Annotated in this window: 16 protein-coding genes; 5 read left to right on the top strand and 11 right to left on the bottom strand. The window is 60.2% G+C overall.

Features of this window, described 5'->3' with window-relative positions:
• Positions 1 to 227: 227 nt before the first annotated feature.
• The 4 genes from ACYZTU_RS19725 to ACYZTU_RS19710 form a co-directional block, all read right to left on the bottom strand.
• Complete coding sequence (locus ACYZTU_RS19725) at positions 228 to 1,895, bottom strand: protein kinase domain-containing protein (protein WP_461964851.1); 1,668 nt, start codon at positions 1,893 to 1,895, stop codon at positions 228 to 230.
• Between the two features lie 7 nt (positions 1,896 to 1,902).
• Positions 1,903 to 3,114 (bottom strand): nitrate/nitrite transporter, encoded by a 1,212-nt coding sequence (locus ACYZTU_RS19720; RefSeq protein WP_461964849.1) that lies wholly within the window; start codon positions 3,112 to 3,114, stop codon positions 1,903 to 1,905.
• A 229-nt stretch (positions 3,115 to 3,343) separates the two neighbouring features.
• The gene (locus ACYZTU_RS19715) at positions 3,344 to 3,919 is read right to left on the bottom strand and encodes an ANTAR domain-containing response regulator (RefSeq protein WP_008146285.1); all 576 of its coding nucleotides are present in this window, start codon (positions 3,917 to 3,919) and stop codon (positions 3,344 to 3,346) included.
• Between the two features lie 15 nt (positions 3,920 to 3,934).
• The gene (locus ACYZTU_RS19710; RefSeq protein WP_461964847.1) at positions 3,935 to 5,146 is read right to left on the bottom strand and encodes a CmpA/NrtA family ABC transporter substrate-binding protein; all 1,212 of its coding nucleotides are present in this window, start codon (positions 5,144 to 5,146) and stop codon (positions 3,935 to 3,937) included.
• Positions 5,147 to 5,375: 229 nt separating this feature from the next.
• Here ACYZTU_RS19710 and ACYZTU_RS19705 point away from each other — a divergent pair, with 229 nt between their 5' ends.
• Entirely contained in the window at positions 5,376 to 6,395 is a 1,020-nt protein-coding gene (locus ACYZTU_RS19705; protein ID WP_461964845.1) for a quinone-dependent dihydroorotate dehydrogenase, read from the top strand.
• 121 nt (positions 6,396 to 6,516) lie between these two features.
• On the opposite strand, the gene rmf is transcribed toward ACYZTU_RS19705, so the two are convergent.
• Positions 6,517 to 6,732 carry a ribosome modulation factor gene (rmf, locus tag ACYZTU_RS19700; RefSeq protein WP_128607102.1) on the bottom strand — a complete coding sequence of 72 codons (216 nt, stop codon included), beginning with the start codon at positions 6,730 to 6,732 and terminating at the stop codon, positions 6,517 to 6,519.
• Between the two features lie 529 nt (positions 6,733 to 7,261).
• Here rmf and rlmKL point away from each other — a divergent pair.
• Both rlmKL and ACYZTU_RS19690 read left to right on the top strand, forming a co-directional pair.
• Entirely contained in the window at positions 7,262 to 9,532 is a 2,271-nt protein-coding gene (rlmKL, locus tag ACYZTU_RS19695) for a bifunctional 23S rRNA (guanine(2069)-N(7))-methyltransferase RlmK/23S rRNA (guanine(2445)-N(2))-methyltransferase RlmL (RefSeq protein WP_461964843.1), read from the top strand.
• A 143-nt stretch (positions 9,533 to 9,675) separates the two neighbouring features.
• Positions 9,676 to 12,075 carry a sensor domain-containing diguanylate cyclase gene (locus ACYZTU_RS19690; RefSeq protein WP_461964842.1) on the top strand — a complete coding sequence of 800 codons (2,400 nt, stop codon included), beginning with the start codon at positions 9,676 to 9,678 and terminating at the stop codon, positions 12,073 to 12,075.
• Positions 12,076 to 12,181: 106 nt separating this feature from the next.
• Here the strand turns inward: ACYZTU_RS19690 and dacB are convergent, their stop codons facing one another.
• Entirely contained in the window at positions 12,182 to 13,642 is a 1,461-nt protein-coding gene (gene dacB, locus ACYZTU_RS19685; protein WP_461964840.1) for a D-alanyl-D-alanine carboxypeptidase/D-alanyl-D-alanine endopeptidase, read from the bottom strand.
• A gap of 234 nt (positions 13,643 to 13,876) precedes the next feature.
• Here dacB and ACYZTU_RS19680 point away from each other — a divergent pair, with 234 nt between their 5' ends.
• Complete coding sequence (locus ACYZTU_RS19680; RefSeq protein ID WP_461964838.1) at positions 13,877 to 14,221, top strand: YggL family protein; 345 nt, start codon at positions 13,877 to 13,879, stop codon at positions 14,219 to 14,221.
• Positions 14,222 to 14,289: 68 nt separating this feature from the next.
• Here the strand turns inward: ACYZTU_RS19680 and ACYZTU_RS19675 are convergent, their stop codons facing one another.
• Complete coding sequence (locus tag ACYZTU_RS19675; RefSeq protein ID WP_461964836.1) at positions 14,290 to 15,480, bottom strand: benzoate/H(+) symporter BenE family transporter; 1,191 nt, start codon at positions 15,478 to 15,480, stop codon at positions 14,290 to 14,292.
• Positions 15,481 to 15,707: 227 nt separating this feature from the next.
• Between ACYZTU_RS19675 and ACYZTU_RS19670 the strand changes: the two genes are divergently transcribed.
• Positions 15,708 to 16,472, top strand: coding sequence for a GntR family transcriptional regulator (locus tag ACYZTU_RS19670; RefSeq protein ID WP_282380479.1), 765 nt, complete (start codon positions 15,708 to 15,710; stop codon positions 16,470 to 16,472).
• 101 nt (positions 16,473 to 16,573) lie between these two features.
• On the opposite strand, the gene guaD is transcribed toward ACYZTU_RS19670, so the two are convergent.
• From guaD to xdhA, 4 genes are all read right to left on the bottom strand, one after another.
• A complete protein-coding gene (gene guaD, locus ACYZTU_RS19665; RefSeq protein WP_449644315.1) occupies positions 16,574 to 17,878 on the bottom strand; it encodes a guanine deaminase in 1,305 nt (434 codons plus the stop codon).
• Between the two features lie 16 nt (positions 17,879 to 17,894).
• On the bottom strand, positions 17,895 to 18,737 hold the full coding sequence (gene xdhC, locus ACYZTU_RS19660; protein ID WP_461964834.1) for a xanthine dehydrogenase accessory protein XdhC: 843 nt from the start codon (positions 18,735 to 18,737) through the stop codon (positions 17,895 to 17,897).
• A gap of 132 nt (positions 18,738 to 18,869) precedes the next feature.
• Positions 18,870 to 21,269: a xanthine dehydrogenase molybdopterin binding subunit gene (xdhB, locus tag ACYZTU_RS19655; RefSeq protein ID WP_461964832.1), complete on the bottom strand. Its 2,400-nt coding sequence runs from the start codon at positions 21,267 to 21,269 to the stop codon at positions 18,870 to 18,872.
• Complete coding sequence (xdhA, locus tag ACYZTU_RS19650) at positions 21,262 to 22,716, bottom strand: xanthine dehydrogenase small subunit (RefSeq protein ID WP_461964830.1); 1,455 nt, start codon at positions 22,714 to 22,716, stop codon at positions 21,262 to 21,264. Before xdhA ends, xdhB begins: the two co-directional genes overlap by 8 nt.
• Positions 22,717 to 22,966 lie beyond the last annotated feature (250 nt).

Here is a 22,966-nt window from a genome sequence, read left to right as displayed (position 1 = left end):
CAAACAAAAAAAGGCGTCCCGCTAGTTGCCTAGCGAGGACGCCTTTGTCCTGGTCCCGTTCTCTCGGGAAGCGCATCCTTCGTCGTTGAAGGCTGGGCTTTATAGTTGATGAGAGAGGTAATGCAGTGGTTGTGCCAAGTTCCTCAGAGTCCCGGATTTGTTGAGTTTGGTCGCATTGTCAAAGCGAGGGGTGTGATTTATTGCACCGAATCAAAGCGCCTTGCCCGTTAATGGAGCGCCACAACCAGCAGCACCAGATTCACCAGCAATGACGCCAGCGCCAAAGTCCGCCAGACCTTCAATGGCTCGCGCTCAAGCAACGGTCTCGGTCGCACGCTCAAACTGTGTCGCTCACCCTGTTCCAGCAGCAACAACCATTCTTCCGCCGTTTCAAATCGTTGACCCGGATCCACCGTCACGGCGCGCTCCAGACTTTGCGCGATCCATTCCGGCAGGTCGGGTCGATAGCGATTGGCGCTGACAGGAACCCCAAACCGGGGGCGTTGGAAGGCTTCGATTTCGCCGTAGGGATAATGCCCGGTGAGCAGGAAGTACAAGGTCACGCCGACGGCATACAGGTCCTGTTGCGGTGTCGGCGCTTCCCCGCGAAAGGCTTCCGGCGCGATATAGCTGGGCGTTCCGGGCAGGACAGAAGGCTGATCTTCGGACAGGCCGGGGCAGTAGGCGAGGCCGAAGTCCAGTAGGCGTAATTCGCCGTCGTCCCCCCGCAGCAGGTTCTCCGGTTTGATATCGCGATGGAGAATTTGCCGTCGATGCAGCATGCCAACGGCTCGCAACAGGCGTTCGGCCAGATCCTGCCATTGCGGCAGAGGCAGCGGTCCGACATCTGCGTGCAACGCTGCCAACGTAGATCCGGAATATTCCCGCATCACGTAGTACAAATGCTGACGCTGACTGGCGGCATGGACTTCAGGGAAATGCCGGCCGGCCACGCGCTTGAGAAACCATTCTTCCGACAGCAACGCTTGCCCGGCCAAGTGATCGTCGCGCAGCGCACCGGGCAAGGTTTTCAACAGCCAGGGTTGTTGTTGCCCGTCGCGTACCCGATAGAGCAACGACTGCTGGCTCTGAGCGAGTATGCCTTCGACTTGCCAGCCCTCGAATGTTTGACCCGGTTTCAGTGTTGGCGGCAGCGGCCATTGCTGCAAATGAATCAACGCATCGCCGATACTCGTTTCACCGAGGGCATCGACCCGCACCAGCAAGGCGCTGGCGTTATCCTGGCTGCCGGCCAGATGCGCAGCGTTGACCAAGGTCTGCGCAGCGCTGTTCAGATCCGGTTGATCGCGCAGAATCGCGGCAATGGCCGTGTCTCCCAGCACGGCCCAGACGCCGTCGCTGAGCAGCACGAAGCTCTCATTAAGGCGCAGTTCGCCATCGAGAAAATCCAGCACCAAATGCTGATCGAGCCCCAGCGCGCGCTTGAGCACATGCTGCATGCCCGGTTGGTCCCAGACGTGATCCTCGCTGACCCGCTGCAACTGATCGGCGTGCCAGCGATAAACCCGGCAATCGCCGACATGGGCCAGGGTAAAACGCCTACCGCGCATGACCAAAGCACTGACAGTGGTCAGCAGCGGTTGCCCACCGCCATTGGCCTGTAGCCAGCGATTTTGCGCCAGTAGCAGGCGATCCAGCGCTTGAGCGACGCCCCAGGTTTCCGGTGTGGCGTAGTAATCCAGCGCCAGGGCCTGCAACGTCGAGCGGGCGGCGAGGCCACCGTCGGCGCACTGGCTGACGCCATCGGCGATGGCGAACAAATAACCCTTGCTCGCTGCCAGCGCCGGGGCCGGGGTCACCAGGCGCAGGGCGTCCTGATTCTCCTCGCGAGGGCCGATGGCGCTGGCTTCGGCAAAACTCAGTTGCAGGCTCATTGAGGCTTCAGACCCGTGCAGCTGTCACTGCGGCCGAACCCCACGTGGTTCTCCAGCGACGTTTCACACCGTGCAGGCCGAACCAGGCGAGTACGCCGAGGCTGGCGAACAACCACAAGGCCAGTTGATAACTGCCGGTGCTTTGCTTGATCGCGCCCATGCCCGCTGCCAGTGCAAACCCACCGATCCCGCCGGCCATGCCGATCAAACCGGTCATCACTCCGATCTCCCGGCGAAAACGCTGTGGCACCAACTGGAAAACAGCGCCGTTACCTGCACCCAAACCGAGCATTGTGCAGACGAAAAGTGCCAGTGCAGCGTAGGAACTCGGCAGATTAAAACCCACCGCCGCGATGCAGACCGCCGCCACCGTGTACATCCCCAAGAGGGTGCGAATGCCACCGAAACGGTCGGCCAGAGCACCTCCCAACGGACGCATCAAACTGCCACCGAACACGCAAGCGGCGGTGTAATAGCCGGCGGTCACCGGGCTGAGGCCATATTGGTCGTTGAAATAGCCGGGCAGAGCGCTCGCCAGACCTATGAAGCCGCCGAAGGTCACGCTGTAGAAAAACATGAACCACCAGCTGTCGCGGTCGCCCAAGGCCTTGAAGTAGTCGGACATGGACTTGGCTTTTGGCCGCTCAGGCGCGTTTTTGGCCAGCCAGGCAAAGATGATGATGGTCAGAATCAGCGGGATCAGGGCGAAGCCGAACACGTTACTCCACCCAAATGCGGCGGCCAGGACCGGGGCGAGCAGGGCGGCGAACACCGTGCCCGAGTTGCCGGCACCGGCGATGCCCATGGCTTTGCCTTGGTGTTGTGGCGGATACCATTGCGACGCCAGCGGCAGGGCGACGGCGAAGGACGCGCCGGCCATGCCGAGGAACAGGCCCAGCACCAGCGCCTGCTCGTAGCTGTGGATACCGTGTTTCCAGGCGACGAACAGGGCGCAGATGACGATCACCTGGCCAATCAGTCCGGCAGTTTTTGGCGACAGGCGATCAGCCAGCAAGCCCATCACAAAGCGCAGCACGGCCCCGGCCAGAATCGGCGTGGCCACCACCAGCCCGCGCTGTTGGGTGGTCAGGTGCAAGTCGGCGGCGATTTGCACCGCCAGTGGGCCGAGCACGTACCAGACCATGAAGCTCAGGTCGAAATAGAGGAAGGCCGCGAACAATGTCGGGGTATGGCCAGATTTCCAGAAGCTTGAATTCATCGCGCACCTCAGCTGTTAATAGTCTCGAGAAGGAGTCATGAGCTTGCAGGTGGGGCGCCGCATCGGCCGCACCACCGGCCCCGGTCTCTGGGGCCAAAACAAAAAAACGCCGCCACCGGATTCGCCAAAGGGCAAATGAGGTGAGCGACGTCTTTGTCGTAGGTGGGGCAACCGCCGTTGGTTACCTGTGGTGATTACCTAGCGAGATCTGTGCCAGGTTCAGGATCGTTTACCCGAGCAACTCGCTCATGGCGATGATCTGTTCCGCCACCTGAATCAGCTTCTGCTGCCGGCTCATCGCCTGGCGGCGCATCAGGGTGTAGGCCTCTTCCTCGTTGCAGTCCTTCATTTTCATCAACAGCCCTTTGGCCAGCTCGATGCGCTTGCGCTCGGCCAGTTGCTGGTCGCGGGCGTTAAGTTGGGCGCGCAGGGCCTGGTCGCTTTCAAAGCGTGCCATGGCCACATCGAGAATCGGCTGCAAGCGCTGTGCGTGGATGCCTTCGACGATGTAGGCACTGACCCCGGACTTGATCGCCTGACGCATCACATCGGGGTCATGTTCATCGGTAAACATCACAATCGGCCGCGGTTGGTCGCGGCTCACGAGCACCACTTGCTCCATCACATCGCGGCTCGGTGACTCGGTATCGATCAAAATCACATCCGGACGCACCGTTTCGACGCGCGCAGGCAGGTCGATGGTCAGGCCCGACTCGTCGATTACCTCGAACCCGGCTTCGGTCAGCGCCGCCTTCAGGCGACCGACTTTCTTCGCGGTGTCGTTGATCAGCAGGATACGCAACATATTCGCAATCTCCTGTCAGCGGCTGGCGAGAAGGGGCGAGCTGTCGCTCATGGCGTGCAGCTTGAAGCTGCGGGCATAGCCGGCGGGGTCCGAGCCGTCCCAGACCTTGCCGTCGATCAACTGGCTGCTGCGCATTTCCTGACCCGGGGCGGCTACACCCACCGTCGTGGCGGCCTCTCGATACAAGTCTAGTTGCTGGACCTGGCGGGCCACGCCCAGATAGTCCGGGTCATCGCGCAACAAACCCCAGCGGCGGAACTGGGTCATGAACCACATGCCGTCGGACAAGTAAGGCAGGTTGACCTCGCCGTCCGCATGGAACCGCAGGGAATGCGGATCCTGCCAACGATTACCGAGGCCATCGGCGTAGTCACCGAGCAGCCTCGGCGCGATGCAGTCGAGTGGCGCGTCGAGGTATTCGGGCGCACTCAACAGCTTTGCGGTGCTGCAGCGATTTTCCGTGCTTTGTTCGATGAAGCGGCTGGCTTCGAGGATCGCCATCACCAGCGCCCGGGCGGTGTTGGGGTATTGCTCGACAAAAGCGCGGGTGCAACCGAGGACTTTTTCCGGATGATCGGGCCAGATGGTCTGGGTGGTGGCCAGGGTGAACCCCAGGTTCTGCTGCACCGCGCTGGCGGACCATGGCTCACCGACGCAGAAACCATCGATGCGTCCGGCTTGCAGGTGCGCGACCATTTGCGGCGGCGGCACCACCACGCTGTTGACGTCCTGCAGCGGATGGATGCCCTGACTCGCGAGCCAGTAATACAGCCACATGGCGTGAGTGCCCGTAGGAAATGTCTGGGCGAAAGTGAGTTTTGGGCGACTTTGGTGCACGTGCCGGTCGAGTGCTTCAGGACTGGTCACGCCCAAGGCCTGTAAGCCATGGGAGAGATTGATGCTCTGGCCATTCTGATTCAGGCCCATGAGCACCGCCATGTCGGTCGACGCGACACCGCCGATGCCCAAATGCACGGCGTAGATCAAACCGTACAGGCTGTGGGCGGCGTCAAGTTCGCCACTGACCAGTTTGTCCCGCAGGTTGGCCCAGGACGGCTGGCGCTTGAGGTTCAGGGTCAGGCCATAAGGTTGCGCGAAGCCCTGCGTGGCGGCGACCACCACGGAGGCGCAGTCGCTGAGGGCCATGAAGCCGAGGTTGATTTCGGTCTTTTCCGGGGCATCGCTGCCGTTGACCCAGGCCAGAGGGGTGGCTGGAACTTCAATCATCAGTAAACACCTTCCATAAAAAAGCGCCGTACCGGGCTGCTTGCCAGAGCAAGGCCAAGTGACGACACCTTTGTCTTTCGACTCATCCCGCCGTTGGCATGAGTGCTGATGTCAGTGACGGTGCAAGGCATATGCCATCGCTCACTGATTTTGTCGCGCGCCTCGCCTGCAACCTCGATGCCCGGCTATAATCGCCGCCACTTTTCGTAGCCCAGAGTCAAAGCCGCCCATGTACACCCTGGCCCGTCAGCTGTTGTTCAAACTTTCCCCGGAAACCTCCCACGATCTGTCCCTGGACCTGATCGGCGCGGGCGGGCGTTTGGGCCTCAACGGCTTGCTGTGCAAGGCACCGGCGAAAATGCCGGTGACCGTCATGGGCCTGGACTTCCCGAACCCGGTAGGTCTGGCGGCCGGTCTGGACAAGAACGGCGCGGCCATCGACGGGTTTGCCCAACTGGGTTTTGGTTTTGTCGAAATCGGCACCATTACGCCACGTCCGCAACCGGGCAACCCTAAACCACGGATTTTCCGTCTGCCGGAAGCCGAGGCGATCATCAACCGCATGGGGTTCAACAACCTCGGCGTCGATCACCTGCTGGCCCGAGTGGCGGCGGCCAAGTACAAGGGCGTGCTGGGGATCAATATCGGCAAAAACTTCGATACCCCGGTTGAGCGGGCGGTCGACGACTACCTGATCTGTCTGGACAAGGTCTACGCCCACGCCAGCTACGTGACGGTCAACGTCAGCTCGCCGAATACCCCGGGCCTGCGTAGCCTGCAGTTCGGCGATTCGCTGAAGCAATTGTTGGCTGACTTGGCTACGCGCCGTGCAGAACTGGCGCTGCGCCACGGCAAACATGTCCCACTGGCGATCAAGATTGCGCCGGACATGACCGACGAAGAAACCGCTCAGGTCGCGCAAGCGCTGATCGAAACCGGGATGGATGCGGTGATCGCCACCAACACCACCCTGAGCCGCGTCGGCGTTGAAGGCATGGAGCACGGCGACGAGGCGGGCGGTCTGTCCGGCGCACCGGTTCGCGACAAGAGCACCCACACGGTGAAAGTGCTGGCGGCAGAGTTGGCCGGTCGCTTGCCGATCATCGCCGTGGGCGGCATCACCGAAGGCAAGCACGCGGCTGAAAAAATCGCTGCGGGGGCGAGCCTGGTGCAGCTCTATTCCGGTTTCATCTATAAAGGCCCGGCGTTGATTCGTGAATCGGTGGATGCGATCACGGCTATGCGTTAAACGACAGGCATAAAAAAGGGCTCCTCGAAGGAGCCCCTGGGCCGGAGCCCGCCGCCCGGATGGGGCGTGCGTGGTAAGTCGTTACGTAATCAGATTGTCGTGTCGGAGTGTGTGCCCTGTGTTAGCCGACGGCGTGAAGTTCGTTGAGTCTATGGATTCCCGCAGTGCCGGTCATACCGTCCCAATTGTCGCCGCGTCCTTCTCGCCAGCCGTTAATCCAGGCTTGGCGTACCGACGGTAGAGTAAATGGGCAAAGCTCGCGGGATTTGCCACCAACGCCATATTGATATCCGCGCAAAAATGCTTTTTCCAACGGATCACGCTTAAGTCTTCTCATAGGGTGTTGCCCTCACTTGTTGACTGTATTTATCGCGTCGACCTCAATCGAGGTCTGGCAGAAAAACTCCTGCCGTTGGGGCTCGCTGCCGGCGTCACGAGCCAAGGTGTTGACGTCATTGCGGTGTCAACCTGTGTGGAGTTCTAACCAATGCGTCACATCGAGGGAATGATCGTTTTGTCATAAGGACGTAACTATTAAGGTGGTATGGCCATAAGTAACACGATGTTGTCCCGTGTTTATTGGCAAAACCCCGGTATGATCGGCCCTGCGCTGCATGATGAATTGAACCCCTAAGTGAGAATGCCTCCTGTTGTGCGGGGGGACTATTCGACGAAGGGTCGACTTATGACATTTTGTTGCATCACCTTTTTTATCTGCCTTTGCATCTAAGCTCTTTTAACCCGAGCAGCAAGGGTGGAACGGCACACCTTCGTGCCACGCGGGCGCTCTTTTAGAAAAGCGCCTGATTGAAAACCGGGCCGGCAATGCGTTGTCGGTTCACTTAGCCAAAGGCTCTGAAATTCCAATGTCCGATCAATTCGAAATCTTCCTCACTTGCCCAAAAGGCCTTGAAGGCCTGCTCATCGAGGAAGCCGTCGGGCTTGGCCTTGAAGAAGCGCGTGAGCACACCTCTGCCGTGCGCGGCATGGCAACCATGGAAATCGCTTACCGCCTGTGCCTGTGGTCGCGTCTGGCGAACCGGGTGCTGCTGGTGCTCAAGCGTTTCCCGATGAAAGACGCTGAAGACCTCTATCACGGCGTGCTGGATATCGAGTGGCAAGACCACATGCTCAACGACGGCACCCTGGCCGTCGAGTTCAGCGGTCACGGCTCGGGCATCGACAACACCCACTTCGGCGCCTTGAAGGTCAAGGACGCCATCGTCGACAAATTGCGCACCCCGCAGGGCGACCGTCCATCCATCGACAAGCTCAATCCGGACCTGCGCATTCACCTGCGCCTGGATCGCGGCGAAGCGATTCTGTCCCTCGACCTCTCCGGCCACAGCCTGCATCAGCGTGGCTATCGCTTGCAGCAGGGCGCGGCGCCGCTGAAGGAAAACCTCGCGGCCGCGATCCTGATCCGTTCCGGTTGGCCTCGCATTGCGGCCGATGGCGGCGCGCTGGCTGACCCGATGTGCGGTGTCGGTACGTTCCTGGTGGAAGCGGCGATGATCGCCGCCGACATGGCGCCGAACCTGCGCCGCGAGCAGTGGGGCTTCACCGCCTGGCTCGGTCACGTCCCGGCGCTGTGGAAAAAGCTTCACGAAGAAGCCTCCGACCGTGCCGCTGCCGGCCTGGCCAGGCCACCGCTGTGGATTCGCGGTTACGAAGCCGATCCGCGCCTGATTCAACCGGGCCGCAACAACGTCGAACGTGCCGGCCTGAGCGAGTGGATCAAGATCTACCAGGGCGAAGTAGGGACGTTCGAGCCGCGTCCGGACCAGAACCAGAAAGGTCTGGTGATCTGCAACCCGCCGTACGGCGAGCGTCTGGGTGACGAAGCGAGCTTGCTCTATCTCTACCAGAACCTCGGCGAACGTCTGCGTCAGGCCTGCTTGAACTGGGAAGCGGCGGTATTCACCGGCGCCCCGGACCTAGGCAAGCGCATGGGCATCCGCAGCCATAAACAGTATTCGTTCTGGAACGGCGCCTTGCCGTGCAAATTGCTGCTGATCAAAGTCACGCCGGACCAGTTCGTCACCGGCGAACGTCGCACCCCGGAACAGCGTCAGGTCGAGCGTGAACAGGCCGAAGTCGACGTCGCAGACAACGACGTAGCACCTGGCAAGTACGAGAAATACAACAAGAACGGCAACCCGATCAAACCGGCACCGGTAGTGATTGAGCAGCCGCGCTTGAGTGAAGGCGGGCAGATGTTCGCCAACCGCCTGCAAAAGAACCTCAAGGCCCTCGGCAAGTGGGTCAAGCGTGAAGGCATCGACTGCTACCGGGTCTACGATGCCGACATGCCGGAATACTCCATGGCCATCGACCTGTATCAGGATTGGGTGCATGTCCAGGAGTACGCCGCGCCGAAATCCATCGATCCGGAAAAAGCCTCGGCGCGTATGTTCGATGCCCTGGCCGCCATTCCGCAGGCCCTGAACATCGACAAGAGCCGCGTGGTGGTCAAGCGTCGCGAGCGTCAGAGCGGCACCAAGCAGTACGAACGCCAAGCGGCACAGGGCAAGTTTGTCGAGGTCAACGAAGGCGGCGTGAAGCTGCTGGTGAACCTCACGGATTACCTCGACACCGGGCTGTTCCTCGACCACCGGCCGATGCGCATGCGCATCCAGAAAGAGGCCGAAGGTAAGCGCTTCCTCAACCTGTATAGCTACACCGCGACCGCCAGTGTTCACGCAGCCAAGGGCGGCGCACGCAGTACCACCAGCGTCGATTTGTCGAAAACCTATCTGGACTGGGCGCGTCGTAACCTGTCGCTGAACGGTTTCTCTGACAAGAACCGTCTGGAGCAGGGCGATGTGATGGCCTGGCTCGACGCCTGCCGTGACGAGTACGACCTGATCTTCATCGACCCGCCGACGTTTTCCAACTCCAAGCGCATGGAAGGGATCTTCGATGTGCAGCGCGACCAGGTGCAATTGATCGATCTGGCCATGGCGCGATTGGCACCGGGCGGCGTGTTGTACTTCTCCAATAACTTCCGCAAATTCCAGCTCGAGGAAAACCTCACCGAGCGTTACTCAGTCGAGGAAATCACCGCCCAGACCATCGATCCGGATTTCGCCCGTAATGGCAAGATCCACCGTGCTTGGAAAATCACGGCCCGTTGACACTTTCCCGCATTGGATCCACAGAGCCTTGATTTTTAAAGGCTCTTGGCTTCTTTTCGGGGCTGGTCAAATTGATGGCTAATAGCTATAACTCAACGCATGGCCAATGGGCTTTCCCGCACCTGGCGTTTTGAGTTGCGTCTATGTCGTTGCACGCCGTGCGCCCGAAGATCCTGGGTTTTATCAGTGAAGATGTCTCGGCCTGGTTGGTCGCGCTGCTGGTATTAGTCGTCGGCGCAATTCTCACGGGATTGCTGGCGTGGTCGACGCTGAATCTGTTTCACCATCAATTGCGGCAACGTTTCCAACTGCTGGCCAGTGAACGTTACAGCCGTATCGAAGAACGTTTCGAAGATCAGGAGCAGCGTCTCGATGGCCTGCGCCGATTCTTTGCCAATTCCGATTCGGTCTCCCGCGAGGAGTTCGACGGTTACACCCAACCACTGCTGCACCGGACTCAGGCCTATACCTTCGCCAAGCGGGTGACCGGTGCCGATCGAGCGGAATTTGAACGCCAGGTGCGTGCAGAGGGTTTACTCGACTTCACCCTGCGTGAACTCAATGCCGACGGCCAACTGCAACTGGCGGCCGAACGAGATGAGTACGTGGCGGTGCTTTACAGCCAGACCCAAAGCAAGCTTGGCTCGCCGCTGGGCTACGACTTGTTGGCTCAACCCTTGCGCCGTTCAACCCTTGAACGGGCCGATCAGCACGGCGGCATGGCGGTTTCGCAGCCGATGCATCTGGTCAATATCGAGCCGGCCTATGCGCGCGGCGTGCTGCTGGTCGCGCCGGTGCTGCGGCGCAATAAACCGGCAACGACGGGGTTTAAACCGTTCGGTTATGTCATGGCCGTGATCAGCATGCGCCAGTTGCTCGCGGACGGGCTGCCGGAGGCGGGCCGTGACTACCTTTCGGTGCGCATCCTCGACTTGTCCACAGACGATCAGCACGAAGTGCTTTATGAGTCTCCCAACGCACCGGCCCCCAGTGAATTGGCCGCGACCCGGCTGCTGCGGCTTGCCGACCATGACTATCAAGTCGACATCAAGCCCAGCGATGCCTTCCTTAAAGCCAACCACTCTTCGGTGACCAGCCTGGTGGTGCTGGGTGGTTTGCTCAGTCTGTTGCTCAGTGCCTTGCTCTATGTGCTGGTCAGTCAGCGTCAACGGGCGCTGAAAATGGTCGAGCAACGGACCCAGGAACTGCGCGCCCGCGAGCAGGAGTTGCGCGGCACCCATGGCCAGTTGCGCGGCGTGCTGAATGCCGCGACCCAGGTGGCGATCATCGCCACTGACTTGCGCGGGGTCATTAGCACCTTTAATGCCGGTGCAGAGCAAATGCTCGGCTACACCAACGCTGAGGTGGTGGGCCACATGACCCTGGAAAACCTGCACCTGCCCCGGGAGCTCCTCGCCCGCTCAGCGGAGTTGAGTGCGCGCTATGGCAAGCCGATTCCGACCTGCCAGGCGATGTTGGTCGAGGGCGGCGAGGAGGGCGGTCACGAAGCGCGGGAATGGACGCTGCTACGTAGCGACGGCAGCCATTTGACGGTGAACATGCTCGCGACCCCGGTACTCGACGAGCAAGGCCTGTGGGTCGGGCACTTGGCGATCTGTATCGACATCACCGAGCGCAAGCGCGTCCACGAGGCTCTGGCGGCACGGGACTTGTTGCTGAAGAAACTCAGCGCTCATGTGCCCGGCGGGATCTACCAGTTCAAGATGGAGTTCGATGGGCGCTTCAGCGTGATCTATGCCAGCGACGGCATTCGCGAGATCTACGAACTTGAACCGGATGTGCTGTTGCTCAACGCCGAAGCAATTTTCACGCGAATTCATCCGCAGGACACCACCCGAGTCCGCGCCTCGATCCGGGCGTCGGCGGACACCCTCAGCCCTTGGCGCGAGGAGTACCGCGTGCAGTTGCCCCTGCGCGGCCTGCGCTGGCTTCGTGGCGAGGCGACGCCGGAGGAACTGCCCGGTGGTGGCGTGCTCTGGCATGGCTACATTTCGGACATCTCCGACCTCAAGCGGGTGCAAGAAGAATTGCGCGCGCTGTCGATCACTGACTCGCTGACCGGGATCCACAACCGCCGCTATTTCCAGGAACGCCTGATCACCGAAATGGCGCGGGTCGAGCGCGGTGGCGGCGAACTGTCAGTGATCATGCTCGATATCGACCACTTCAAACGTATCAATGACCAGCATGGCCACGCTGTCGGCGATCGGGTGTTGCAGATCGTGTGCGAACGCATCGGCCATCGGCTGCGCCGCACCGACGTGTTCTGTCGCCTGGGTGGCGAGGAGTTCATGGTGCTTTGCCCGGACATCGACGGCGGCCATGCGCATGTCCTGGCCGTGCAGTTATGGCAAGGGTTGCGCAGCTCGCCGATCGAAGGCGTCGGGACAGTGACCGCAAGTTTCGGGATTGCCAGTTGGCGAGTCGGCGAGGGCGCGGATGCGCTGCTACTGCGGGCGGATTCAGGGGTGTATGCGGCGAAACAGGCAGGACGGGATCGGGTAGAAGGGGAGATGAACTAGGCGATTCTGCGGTGAATTGAAAAGATCGCAGCCTTCGGCAGCTCCTACGGGGTCATGTGTACACCTGTAGGAGCTGCCGAAGGCTGCGATCTTTTGATTTTAAAGGTTAGAGCACCGAAGCCGTTTCCGGTAGTTTCGGCTGGCGATACAGGTCCAGCAGCACCTGATCCAGCACCGAAGAGGCACCAAACGGTGCCTTGTCGTTGAGGATCGCCACCACCGCCCAGGTATTGCCGTTGATGTCGCGGCTGAAGCCGGCAATGGCCCGAACGGTATTCAGGGTGCCGGTCTTGATGTGCGCTTCACCGCGCATCGCCGTGGTCTTCAGGCGTTTGCGCATGGTGCCGTCAGTGCCGGCAATCGGCATCGAGCTGATGAACTCGGCCGAGTAAGGGCTTTTCCAGGCCGCTTGCAGCATGCCCGCCAATTCACGCGCACTCACGCGCTCGGCACGGGACAGACCGGAACCGTTCTCCATCACCAGGTGCGGCGCGGTGATGCCTTTCTTCGCCAGCCACTGACGCACGACACGCTGCGCAGCCTTGGCATCATCGCCGTCGGCCTCGGTGCGGAACTGCGCGCCCAAACTCAGGAACAGTTGCTGAGCCATGGTGTTGTTACTGTATTTGTTGATGTCGCGGATGATTTCCGCCAGGTCCGGCGAGAAGGCCCGAGCCAGGACCTTGGCGTTTTTGGGCGTTGGCGCCAGACGGTCCACGCCCTGAATGCTGCCGCCCAGCTCCTTCCAGATCGCCCGCACGGCGCCCGCGGTGTAGGTCGCGTGGTCGAGCAGCGACAGATAAGTCTGGGAGCTGCAGCCCTCGCCCAACTGGCCGCCGACCGTCACGGTCACGCTGCCATCGGCCTGGGTCACCGGGTTGTAACGTACGCCACCGGTGCATTGCTTGGAGTTGACCGCTTTTACCAGATTTTCGATGCGAACCGTGGCAATCGGCGGTTCTACCGAGATCAGAACCCTGCCGTTGTCGTTACGCGCCACAAAACGCAGGGCCTTGAGGTTGACCATCAGCGAATCGGGTTTGACCAGGAACGGTTTGTTGTCGTCATTGCCGTCGTCGTTGAACACGGGCAGCTGCGGTTGTACGAAGAAGTTGCGGTCCAGCACCAGGTCGCCGGTGATTTGCGTCACGCCATTGGCGCGCAGGTCGCGCATCAGCAGCCAGAGTTTTTCCATGTTCAGCTTCGGATCGCCGCCACCCTTGAGGTAGAGGTTACCGTTGAGGATGCCGCCACTGAGGGTGCCATCGGTGTAGAACTCGGTTTTCCACTGGTGGTTCGGGCCGAGCATTTCCAGGGCCGCGTAAGTGGTGACCAGTTTCATGGTCGAGGCCGGGTTGACCGATACGTCAGCGTTGTAAATGGTCGGGGTGCCAGGGCCGTTGAGCGGGATCATCACCAGCGACAAGGCGTTGTTCGGCATTTTGCTGGCCTTGATGGCCTTTTCAACGTTGGGCGTCAGCCCGGTGTTGATGGGGGCAGCGGAAACGGAGAAGGCCAGGGGAAGCAGAAAACCGGCCAGCAACAATGGACGCAAAGATTTGATCATGTGAAATAAAACCCTACAGCCGAGGGGGAAAAAGACGAGGGCATGAAGATAAATTCCCTCAGCGGTCATGAAAGTGTCGGCATTATGCCCCAAGGTGTAGCGGCTTGTGCCGTACCCTGGTCCTCTAATCCGCTATTTTTTTACCGACGGTAGGGCCTGCAACCCAGAGAGACGGGCAATCGGCGCCTTAAACTGCTAAAGTGCCGCCCGTTATTACTTATGAGGATTGTTCCAATGGCGACTAACCGTTCCCAGCGTCTGCGCAAAAAACTGTGCGTCGATGAATTTCAAGAGCTGGGTTTCGAACTGAACCTGGATTTCAAAGAAGATTTGGCTGATGAAGCCATTGATGCTTTCCTCGACGCGTTCCTGAAAGAAGCCATGGAAGCCAACGGTCTGGGCTATGTTGGCGGCGACGACTTCGGTCTGGTTTGCCTGCAGAAACGTGGCTCGGTTTCCGAAGAGCAGCGTGCCGCAGTTGAAGCCTGGCTCAAAGGCCGCAGCGAACTGACTGAAGCAACCGTCAGCCCGCTGATCGACGTCTGGTACCCGGAAAAGCCGATCAATCCGGTAACTTGATGTTCTAAAAAACGGCGACCCTTGGGTCGCCGTTTTTTTTGTGAAGATTAAAGGCGATCTTTTGCTTTTCAAGCCTTGCGCCAGTTCAAGATCACCAGCGTCAACACCCCCGCCACAATCCCCCAGAACGCCGAACCGATGGAAAACAGCGTCAGCCCCGACGCCGTGACCATAAAGGTAATCAGCGCCGCTTCACGTTCCTTCACTTCGCTCATGGCAATGCTCAAGCCATTGATGATCGAGCCGAACAAGGCCAGTGCTGCAATCGACAGCACCAACTCTTTCGGCAGCGCGGCGAACAACGCCGCCAGCGTTGCGCCGAACACCCCGGCGATCCCGTAGAAAATACCGCACCAGACGGCCGCCGTGTAGCGCTTGTTACGATCCTCATGGGCATGCGGCCCGGTGCAAATCGCCGCACTGATGGCCGCGAGGTTGATCCCGTGGGAACCAAACGGCGCCAGCAGTAATGAGGCGATGCCGGTGGTGGTGATCAGCGGCGAGGCCGGCACGGTGTAACCGTCAGCGCGCAGCACGGCGATGCCCGGCATGTTCTGCGACGTCATTGCCACGACAAACAGCGGGATGCCGATGCTGATGGTCGCGGCCAGGGAGAAGTGCGGCGTGGTCCAGGCCGGCGTCGCCACTTCCAGATGGAAACCGCTGAAGTCCAGCAGCCCCATGAACCCTGATAGCGCCGTGCCGATCAACAGCGCGGCCAGCACGGCATAACGCGGCGACAGGCGCTTGACCACCAGGTAAGTGAAGAACATCCCCAATACCAAAGCAGTGCGATGCTGGGCGGCGACGAAGATTTCGCTTCCGATCTTGAACAGAATTCCCGCCAGCAAGGCTGCGGCCAACGACGCTGGAATCTTTTTAACCAGCCGTTCGAAGCTGCCGGTCAGGCCGCAAATCGTCACCAGCACCGCGCACGTGATATAGGCACCGATGGCTTCGCCGTAACTCACGCCGCCCAGACTGGTGATCAGCAACGCCGCGCCGGGGGTCGACCAGGCGATCGTGATGGGGGTGCGATAGCGCAAAGACAGGCCAATCGAGCACACCGCCATGCCAATGGAGATCGCCCAGATCCACGACGAAATCTGCCCGCTGGTCAGACCTGCCGCTTGCCCGGCCTGGAACATCAGGACCAGCGAGCTGGTGTAACCGGTCATCATCGCGATGAAACCGGCGACGATTGCCGAAGGCGACGTATCGGCCAAAGGGCGGAGCTGCGTGTGCGTAGCGTCGTTCATGACCGCGGTGTTCCTTATACTTTTGAAAGGTAAAACCTGGGTGCAAGCCTAAACTCAAAAATAACCAACCATTGCAATACAGCCGAGGCCGCAAACAGCCGTACAGTCGTGTTGCCACCGTCCATTGTGTACAATCGCAGTGTTTTTTACGCGATACTTGCCAGCGACCCACTGTGCCGTATTACAGTCACGGTCAATTCGCCGCAGTTCTTCCGACTCGAGTGCCCATGAACGAACAGTTGCAACCCCTAAAGAAACAACCGCGAGCAGGCAAAGCCGGCCGTAGCGGTACCCAGGACGATATTGTCTACGCGCATATCTTCGAGGCCATCCTCGAACAACGTCTGGCGCCCGGCACCAAGTTGAGCGAAGAAGCGCTGGGGGAAATTTTCGGGGTCAGTCGCACCATCATTCGCCGCGCGCTGTCGCGCCTGGCCCATGAAGGCGTCGTGCTGCTGCGTCCGAACCGTGGCGCCGTCGTCGCCAGCCCGAGTGTCGAAGAGGCTCGCCAAGTGTTCTTGGCCCGTCGTCTGGTGGAACGAGCGATCACTGAGTTGGCTGTGCAGCACGCCACTGCCGAACAGATTGCCGAGTTGCGCCAGATGGTCAATGACGAGCGCGACAGCTTCTCCCGTGGCGATCGCGGTGCCGGCATCCGTCTGTCGGGCGAGTTCCACTTGAAGTTGGCCGAAGCGGCGAAAAACGCGCCGCTGATCAGCTTCCAGCGCAGCCTGGTGTCCCAGACTTCGTTGATCATTGCCCAGTACGAAAGCGGCAATCGCTCCCACTGTTCCTACGATGAGCACACCCAGCTGATCGACGCCATCGAAGCGCGCAACGCTGAGCTGGCGGTGGACCTGATGATGCATCACATGGATCACATCGACAGCAAACTCAACCTCGACGAAGAAAGCGCGTCGGATGATTTGCATGCGGTGTTCTCGCATTTGTTGCAGACCAAGAAGCCAGGGCGGCCGGTCGCGAAACTCTGACTTCCTGACGCTGATCGTTCCCACGCGAGCGTGGGAACGATCAAATCAAAAAATCCCCCGCAACCGTCGATTGTGGGGGATTTTTTTATGCCCGGAAAAACCTAGCGCTGATGCACCTGATTCCCCGCCGCATACGTCTGCAACACCGTCCGGTCATCCCCCAGCGTCATCAATACAAACAACGTCTCAGCAATGTTATTGGCCTGCTTCAAGCGATAGCTCAGCAGCGGTGTGGCGTTGTAGTCCAATACCAGGAAGTCGGCGTCGGTGCCCGGTTGCAGGGTGCCAATCTTGTCTTCCAGGCGCAACGCGCGGGCGCCGCCGAGGGTCGCCAGGTACAGCGACTTGAACGGGCTCAGTCGCGCACCTTGCATCTGCATGACCTTGTAGGCTTCGTTCAGGGTTTGCAGCAGCGAGAAACTGGTGCCGCCACCGACGTCTGTGCCCAAACCAACATTCAATTTGTGCTTCTCGGCCATCGGCAGGTTGAACAGGCCGCTGCCGAGGAAGAAGTTCGAGGTCGGGCAGAAGGCGATTGCCGAGCCGGTTTCCGCCAGCCGCGCGCACTCGTCGTCGCACAGGTGCACGCCGTGGGCGAATACCGAGCGCTCGCCGAGCAGTTTGTAGTGGTCGTAGACGTCCAGGTAGCCCTTGCGCTCCGGAAACAGCTCCTTGACCCACTCGACTTCCTTGAGGTTTTCGCTGATGTGGGTCTGCATGTACAGGTCCGGGTATTCGCTGAGCAACTGGCCTGCAAGGGTCAGCTGTTCCGGGGTGCTGGTCGGGGCGAAGCGCGGGGTGACCGCGTAGTGCAGGCGACCCTTGCCGTGCCAGCGTTCGATCAGCGCCTTGCTTTCGACATAGCTGGATTCAGCGGTGTCGGTCAGGTAGTCCGGGGCGTTGCGGTCCATCATCACTTTGCCGGCGATCATCCGCAGGTCCAACTGCTCGGCGGCCTCGAAAAACGAGTTTACCGATTGCGGGTGCACGCTGCCGAATACCAGCGCCGTCGTGGTGCCGTTGCGCAGCAGTTCCTTGATGAAAATGCCCGCGACTTCGTCGGCGTGAGCCTTGTCGGCGAACTGGCTTTCGCATGGGAAGGTGTAAGTGTTGAGCCAGTCCAGCAGTTGCTCGCCGTAGGCACCGACCATGCCGGTTTGCGGCAAGTGAATGTGGGTGTCGATGAAGCCTGGGGTGATCAACGCATCCTGGTAATGGGTGATTTCGATGTCGGCCGGCAGGGTCGGCAGCAATTCGTTGGCGTGGCCGATTGCGCTGATCTGGCCGTTATCGACCACCAGCAGGCCGTCCTCGAAATACTCGTACGAGGCTTCGATGCCCACTTCAGCGGGGTCGGCGATGCTGTGCAAAATGGCGGCGCGGTAGGCTTTTCGAGTCAAAGGCATGGGGGTTCTCAGTTTGTCAGTTCGAGGCTTGGCTGCGGCGTGAAGCAGGCAGCAGTTTGGCGATCGATCCGGCGCTGGCAGTGTGCTGGCCGAAATTGGCGTTATAGGTGGCGATGATTTCGCCGGCGATGGAGATGGCGATTTCCACAGGCAACTTGCCTTTGACTTCGCCGATACCCATCGGGCAGCGCATGCGTTGCAGCACGGCGCTGTCGAAACCACGGTCACGCAAACGGTGTTCGAACTTCACTCGTTTGGTCTTCGAACCGATCAGGCCGAAGTAGGCGAAGTCGTTGCGTTTGAGGATCGCGGCGGTGAGTTCGAGGTCGAGCTGATGGTTGTGGGTCATGACGATGCAATAGCTGCCGGCAGGCAGGTCATCGATTTCATCCACAGGTTCCTCGGCGACGATTTTGCGTACGCCGTGGGGGATATCTTCAGGGAACTCGGCTTCCCGCGAATCGATCCAGCGCACCCGGCAGGGCAGGCTGGCGAGCAGCGGCACCAGCGCCCGACCGACATGGCCGGCGCCGAACACGGCGATCTGCGCCTGGACCTGGCCCATCGGCTCGAACAGCAACACGGTCACGCCGCCGCAGCACTGGCCCAGACTGGCACCGAGGCTGAAGCGTTCCAGATGGGTGTCCTGCTTGCCGCTGGCAAGCATCTCCCGGCCGATCTGCATGGCCTTGTATTCCAGATGCCCGCCACCGATGGTGTCGAAGGCCTGGGTGGTGCTGATGACCATCTTCGAACCGGCATTGCGCGGCGTTGAGCCGAGCTCTTCGATGATGGTCACCAACACGCAGGGTTCACCCCGGGTTTGCAGGTCGGCGAGGGCGTCGATCCAGTTGTACATGTTTCACCTCAACATCTCTGTTGTCTGTTCGGGCCTCTTCGCGGGCAAGCCTCGCTCCTACATTGGATTGCGTTCCTTTGTAGGAGCGAGCGGTGCGGCGATCCGACTTGCCCGCGAAGGCCGCGCCGCGGTCTAGAGCGAAGCCAACTCAACCTCGGCTTCCACGGCTTTCGCCGCCTTCAACTGGCGCATCTGCTCACAGCCCCACAACACCCGCTCCGGCGTCGCCGGCGCGTCGATTTTCGGTTGATGCTTGTAGTCGCCAAGGCTCGCCACTGCGTCCTTGATCGCACACCACGCCGCGATGCCAAGCATGAATGGCGGCTCACCCACGGCCTTGGAATGGAACACCGTGTCTTCCGGGTTTTTACGGTTTTCCACCAGCTTCACGCGCAGGTCCAGCGGCATGTCCGCCACCGCCGGGATCTTGTAGCTGGCCGGGCCGTTGGTCATCAGTTTGCCTTTGTTGTTCCACACCAGTTCTTCCATGGTCAGCCAACCCATGCCCTGGATGAAACCGCCCTCGACCTGACCGATGTCGATCGCCGGGTTCAGCGAGTCGCCGACGTCGTGGAGGATGTCGGTGCGTAGCATCTTGTACTCGCCGGTCAGGGTGTCGATGATCACCTCGCAACAGGCTGCACCGAAGGCGTAGTAGTAGAACGGCCGACCACGAGCCTGGCTGCGGTCGTAGAAGATTTTCGGGGTCTTGTAGAACCCGGTGCTCGACAGCGAAACCTGAGCGAAATACGCCTGCTGGATCAGCGATTCAAAGGTCAGGATGTGATCGCGAACCCGCACGTGACCGTTGTGGAATTCCACGTCTTCTTCGCTGACCTTGTAGTGCCGCGCGGCAAATTCAACCAGGCGTTTCTTGATGATTTCAGCGGCGTTCTGCGCGGCTTTACCGTTCAAGTCGGCACCGCTGGAAGCGGCGGTCGGCGAGGTGTTCGGGACCTTGTCGGTGTTGGTGGCGGTGATCTGTACGCGGTCCATTTCCACCTGGAACACTTCGGCCACAACCTGCGCAACCTTGGTGTTCAATCCCTGGCCCATTTCAGTGCCGCCATGGTTCAGGTGGATGCTGCCGTCGGTGTAGATGTGGATCAGCGCGCCGGCCTGATTGAGGAAGCTGGCGGTGAAGGAAATACCGAATTTCACCGGGGTCAGCGCCAGGCCTTTTTTCAGGATCGGGCTGTTGGCGTTGTAGCGACGAATCGCTTCGCGGCGCTCGGCGTACTGGCTGCTTTCTTCGAGTTCGGCGGTCATTTCCTCGAGCATGTTGTGCTCGACGGTCTGGTAGTAATGGGTGACGTTGCGCTCGGTCTTGCCGTAGTAGTTGGCCTTGCGCACGGCCAGCGGATCAAGGGCCAGATGGCGGGCAATCGCGTCCATCACTTCTTCGATGGCAACCATCCCCTGCGGGCCGCCGAAACCTCGGTAAGCGGTGTTCGACGCGGTGTTGGTCTTGCAGCGATGACCGTTGATGGTCGCATCGCCCAGGTAGTACGAGTTGTCGGCGTGGAACATTGCGCGGTCAACAATCGACGCCGACAAGTCTGGCGAGCAACCGCAGTTACCGGCCAGCTCCAGGGCGATTCCGTGCAGCCGACCGGTGCTGTCGAACCCGACGTCGTATTCGACGTAGAACGGGTGACGCTTGCCGGTCATCAGCATGTCTTCGACGCGCGGCAGGCGCATCTTTGTCGGCTGGCCGGTGAGGTGCGCGATCACCGCGCACAGGCACGCCGGGCTGGCGGCCTGGGTCTCCTTGCCGCCGAAACCACCGCCCATGCGGCGCATGTCGACGACGATTTTGTTCATCGATACGTCCAAAACCTCGGCCACCAGCTTCTGCACTTCGGTGGGGTTCTGCGTCGAGCAATAAACGATCATCCCGCCGTCTTCAGTCGGCATCACCGAAGAGATCTGGGTTTCGAGGTAGAAGTGTTCCTGACCGCCGATGTGCAGCGTGCCCTGGATGCGATGCTCGGCGGTGGCCAAAGCATTGGTCGAATCGCCGCGCTGATGGGTGTGGCTGTCGAGTACAAAGTGGCGTTTGCGCAGGGCTTCGACCACGTCCAGAACGGGTTCGAGATCCTCGTATTCGATGATCGCGGCCATGGCGGCTTTGCGTGCGGTTTCCAGGTCTTTCGCGGCGACGGCGAGCACTGGTTGACCGACGAATTGCACATCGTCGATGGCCAGCAGCGGGTCGCCCGGCAGCAATGGACCGATGTCTTTCAAGCCCGGCACATCTTCGTGGGTGATGGCGATGCGCACGCCTTCAAAGGCGTAGCAAGGCCGGGTGTCGATGCTGATGATTTTCGCGTGGGCGCGGTCCGACAGGCGTGCGTAAACGTGCAGCTGATTCGGGAATTCCAGACGATCGTCGATGTACTGTGCTTCACCGGACACATGCTTGTCGGCGCTGTCGTGCTTGACGCTGCGGCCGACGCCGGTGGTCAGGTCCTTGGCGAACAGTTCAGCCAGTTCGGCTTGAGTCTTCTCTACGGCGTGATGATTAGACATAAGCGGTCACCCGAGTCTCGATGTGCGGTGTTTGCAGTTCGATGAAGTATTTACGCAGCAGGTTTTGCGCGCTGAGCAAGCGGTATTCCTTGCTGGCGCGGAAGTCCGAGAGCGGCGTGAAATCTTCGGCCAATGCGGCGCAGGCGCGTTCGACGGTGTCTTTGTTCCAAGTGGCGCCGAGCAATACAGCTTCGCAGGCCTTGGCGCGTTTTGGCGTTGCCGCCATGCCGCCGAAGGCGACGCGGGCGTCGGCGATCACGCCATTGTCGATGCGCAGGTTGAACGCGGCGCAGACGGCGGAAATGTCATCGTCCAGGCGTTTCGACACCTTGTAGGCGCGGAACAGTTGTTCGGCGCTGGCACGCGGCACGATGATCTTTTCGATGAACTCGCTTTCCTGACGCGCGGTGACCCGGTAATCGATGAAGTAATCTTCAAGGGCCATGGTGCGGCGGACTTCGCCTTTGCACAGGACAATCTGTGCGCCGAGTGCGATCAGCAGCGGTGGGGAGTCACCGATCGGCGAAGCGTTGCCGATGTTGCCGCCGAGGGTGCCCTGGTTGCGGATCTGCAAAGAGGCGAAGCGCTGCAGCAATTCGCCGAAGTCCGGGTATTCGGCCTTCAAGGCCTCATAGCAATCGGAGAGGGCCGTGGCGGCGCCGATTTCCAGGCGATCGTCGAAGCGTTCGACGCGCTTCATCTCGGCGACGTTGCCCACATAAATCATCACCGGCAGGGTGCGGTGGAACTGAGTGACTTCCAGCGCCAGATCCGTACCGCCAGCCAGCAGGCGAGCTTGTGGATACGCGTCGTAGAGGTCAGCCAGATCGGCGACGGTCAGCGGCACCAGGCAGCGTTTGTCGCCGCTGTTGAGTTCGCCGATGTCGGTAGGTGCAATGGCTTTCAGGCGGGCGATGGTGTCGGTTTCGCGAACATCGAACTGATCCGGTTGCTTGCCGCAGCAGGATTGTTCGGCGGCGGCCAGAATCGGCCGATAGCCGGTGCAGCGGCAGAGGTTGCCGGCCAGGGCTTCGTGAGCTTTATGAGCATCCGGTTGATCGCTGTTCTTTTGCAGCGCGAACAGCGACATCACAAAGCCTGGCGTGCAGAAGCCGCATTGCGAGCCGTGGCATTCGACCATGGCTTTCTGCACGCTGTGCAGTTGGCCCTGGTGCTTGAGGTCTTCGACGCTGATCAGTTGTTTGCCGTGCAGTGACGAAACGAACGTCAGGCACGAGTTGAGGCTGCGATAGCGAATGTGTTCGCGGCCATCGTCCTCCGTTTGCAGCTCGCCGACCACCACGGTGCACGCTCCGCAGTCACCGCTGGCGCAGCCTTCTTTGGTGCCGGGTTTGCCCACATGGTCGCGCAGATAATTGAGCACGGTCAGGTTTGGGTCCAGGGCGTGCTCGCTACGGAGTTCCTGGTTAAGTAAAAACTGGATCACGGAAGGCCTCGCAGACTCATTATTGTTGTTAACCGACTTGAACCGAATTTATCAGGTCTGACTTTCCGGTCAATGATTTTCTGACTTAAAGGTCAGGAAATAGCATTTTGTCGATCAACGACTCGTTCCTTCATTATTGACCCTCACGGGATAGCCTGCATTTTGCTTGAATCGTGCCAAAAACCGCCGAGTGGGCACTCCGCCATGACCCTTTATGTGCTGTACACTGCGCCGCTTGTGCAGATCGAAG

It is taken from the genome of Pseudomonas sp. HLT2-19-2, assembly GCF_054898005.1.
Note: the sequence above shows the minus strand (reverse complement) of the source record. Positions and strands in the feature narration are given on the sequence as shown.

Bases quoted from the DNA above. Each gene is read 5' to 3' on its own strand.
- ACYZTU_RS19725 (WP_461964851.1), bottom strand. From the start codon at position 1,895: ATGAGCCTGCAACTGAGTTTTGCCGAAGCCAGCGCCATCGGCCCTCGC.
- ACYZTU_RS19720 (WP_461964849.1), bottom strand. From the start codon at position 3,114: ATGAATTCAAGCTTCTGGAAATCTGGCCATACCCCGACATTGTTCGCG.
- ACYZTU_RS19715 (WP_008146285.1), bottom strand. From the start codon at position 3,919: ATGTTGCGTATCCTGCTGATCAACGACACCGCGAAGAAAGTCGGTCGC.
- ACYZTU_RS19710 (WP_461964847.1), bottom strand. From the start codon at position 5,146: ATGATTGAAGTTCCAGCCACCCCTCTGGCCTGGGTCAACGGCAGCGAT.
- ACYZTU_RS19705 (WP_461964845.1), top strand. From the start codon at position 5,376: ATGTACACCCTGGCCCGTCAGCTGTTGTTCAAACTTTCCCCGGAAACC.
- rmf (WP_128607102.1), bottom strand. From the start codon at position 6,732: ATGAGAAGACTTAAGCGTGATCCGTTGGAAAAAGCATTTTTGCGCGGA.
- rlmKL (WP_461964843.1), top strand. From the start codon at position 7,262: ATGTCCGATCAATTCGAAATCTTCCTCACTTGCCCAAAAGGCCTTGAA.
- ACYZTU_RS19690 (WP_461964842.1), top strand. From the start codon at position 9,676: ATGTCGTTGCACGCCGTGCGCCCGAAGATCCTGGGTTTTATCAGTGAA.
- dacB (WP_461964840.1), bottom strand. From the start codon at position 13,642: ATGATCAAATCTTTGCGTCCATTGTTGCTGGCCGGTTTTCTGCTTCCC.
- ACYZTU_RS19680 (WP_461964838.1), top strand. From the start codon at position 13,877: ATGGCGACTAACCGTTCCCAGCGTCTGCGCAAAAAACTGTGCGTCGAT.
- ACYZTU_RS19675 (WP_461964836.1), bottom strand. From the start codon at position 15,480: ATGAACGACGCTACGCACACGCAGCTCCGCCCTTTGGCCGATACGTCG.
- ACYZTU_RS19670 (WP_282380479.1), top strand. From the start codon at position 15,708: ATGAACGAACAGTTGCAACCCCTAAAGAAACAACCGCGAGCAGGCAAA.
- guaD (WP_449644315.1), bottom strand. From the start codon at position 17,878: ATGCCTTTGACTCGAAAAGCCTACCGCGCCGCCATTTTGCACAGCATC.
- xdhC (WP_461964834.1), bottom strand. From the start codon at position 18,737: ATGTACAACTGGATCGACGCCCTCGCCGACCTGCAAACCCGGGGTGAA.
- xdhB (WP_461964832.1), bottom strand. From the start codon at position 21,269: ATGTCTAATCATCACGCCGTAGAGAAGACTCAAGCCGAACTGGCTGAA.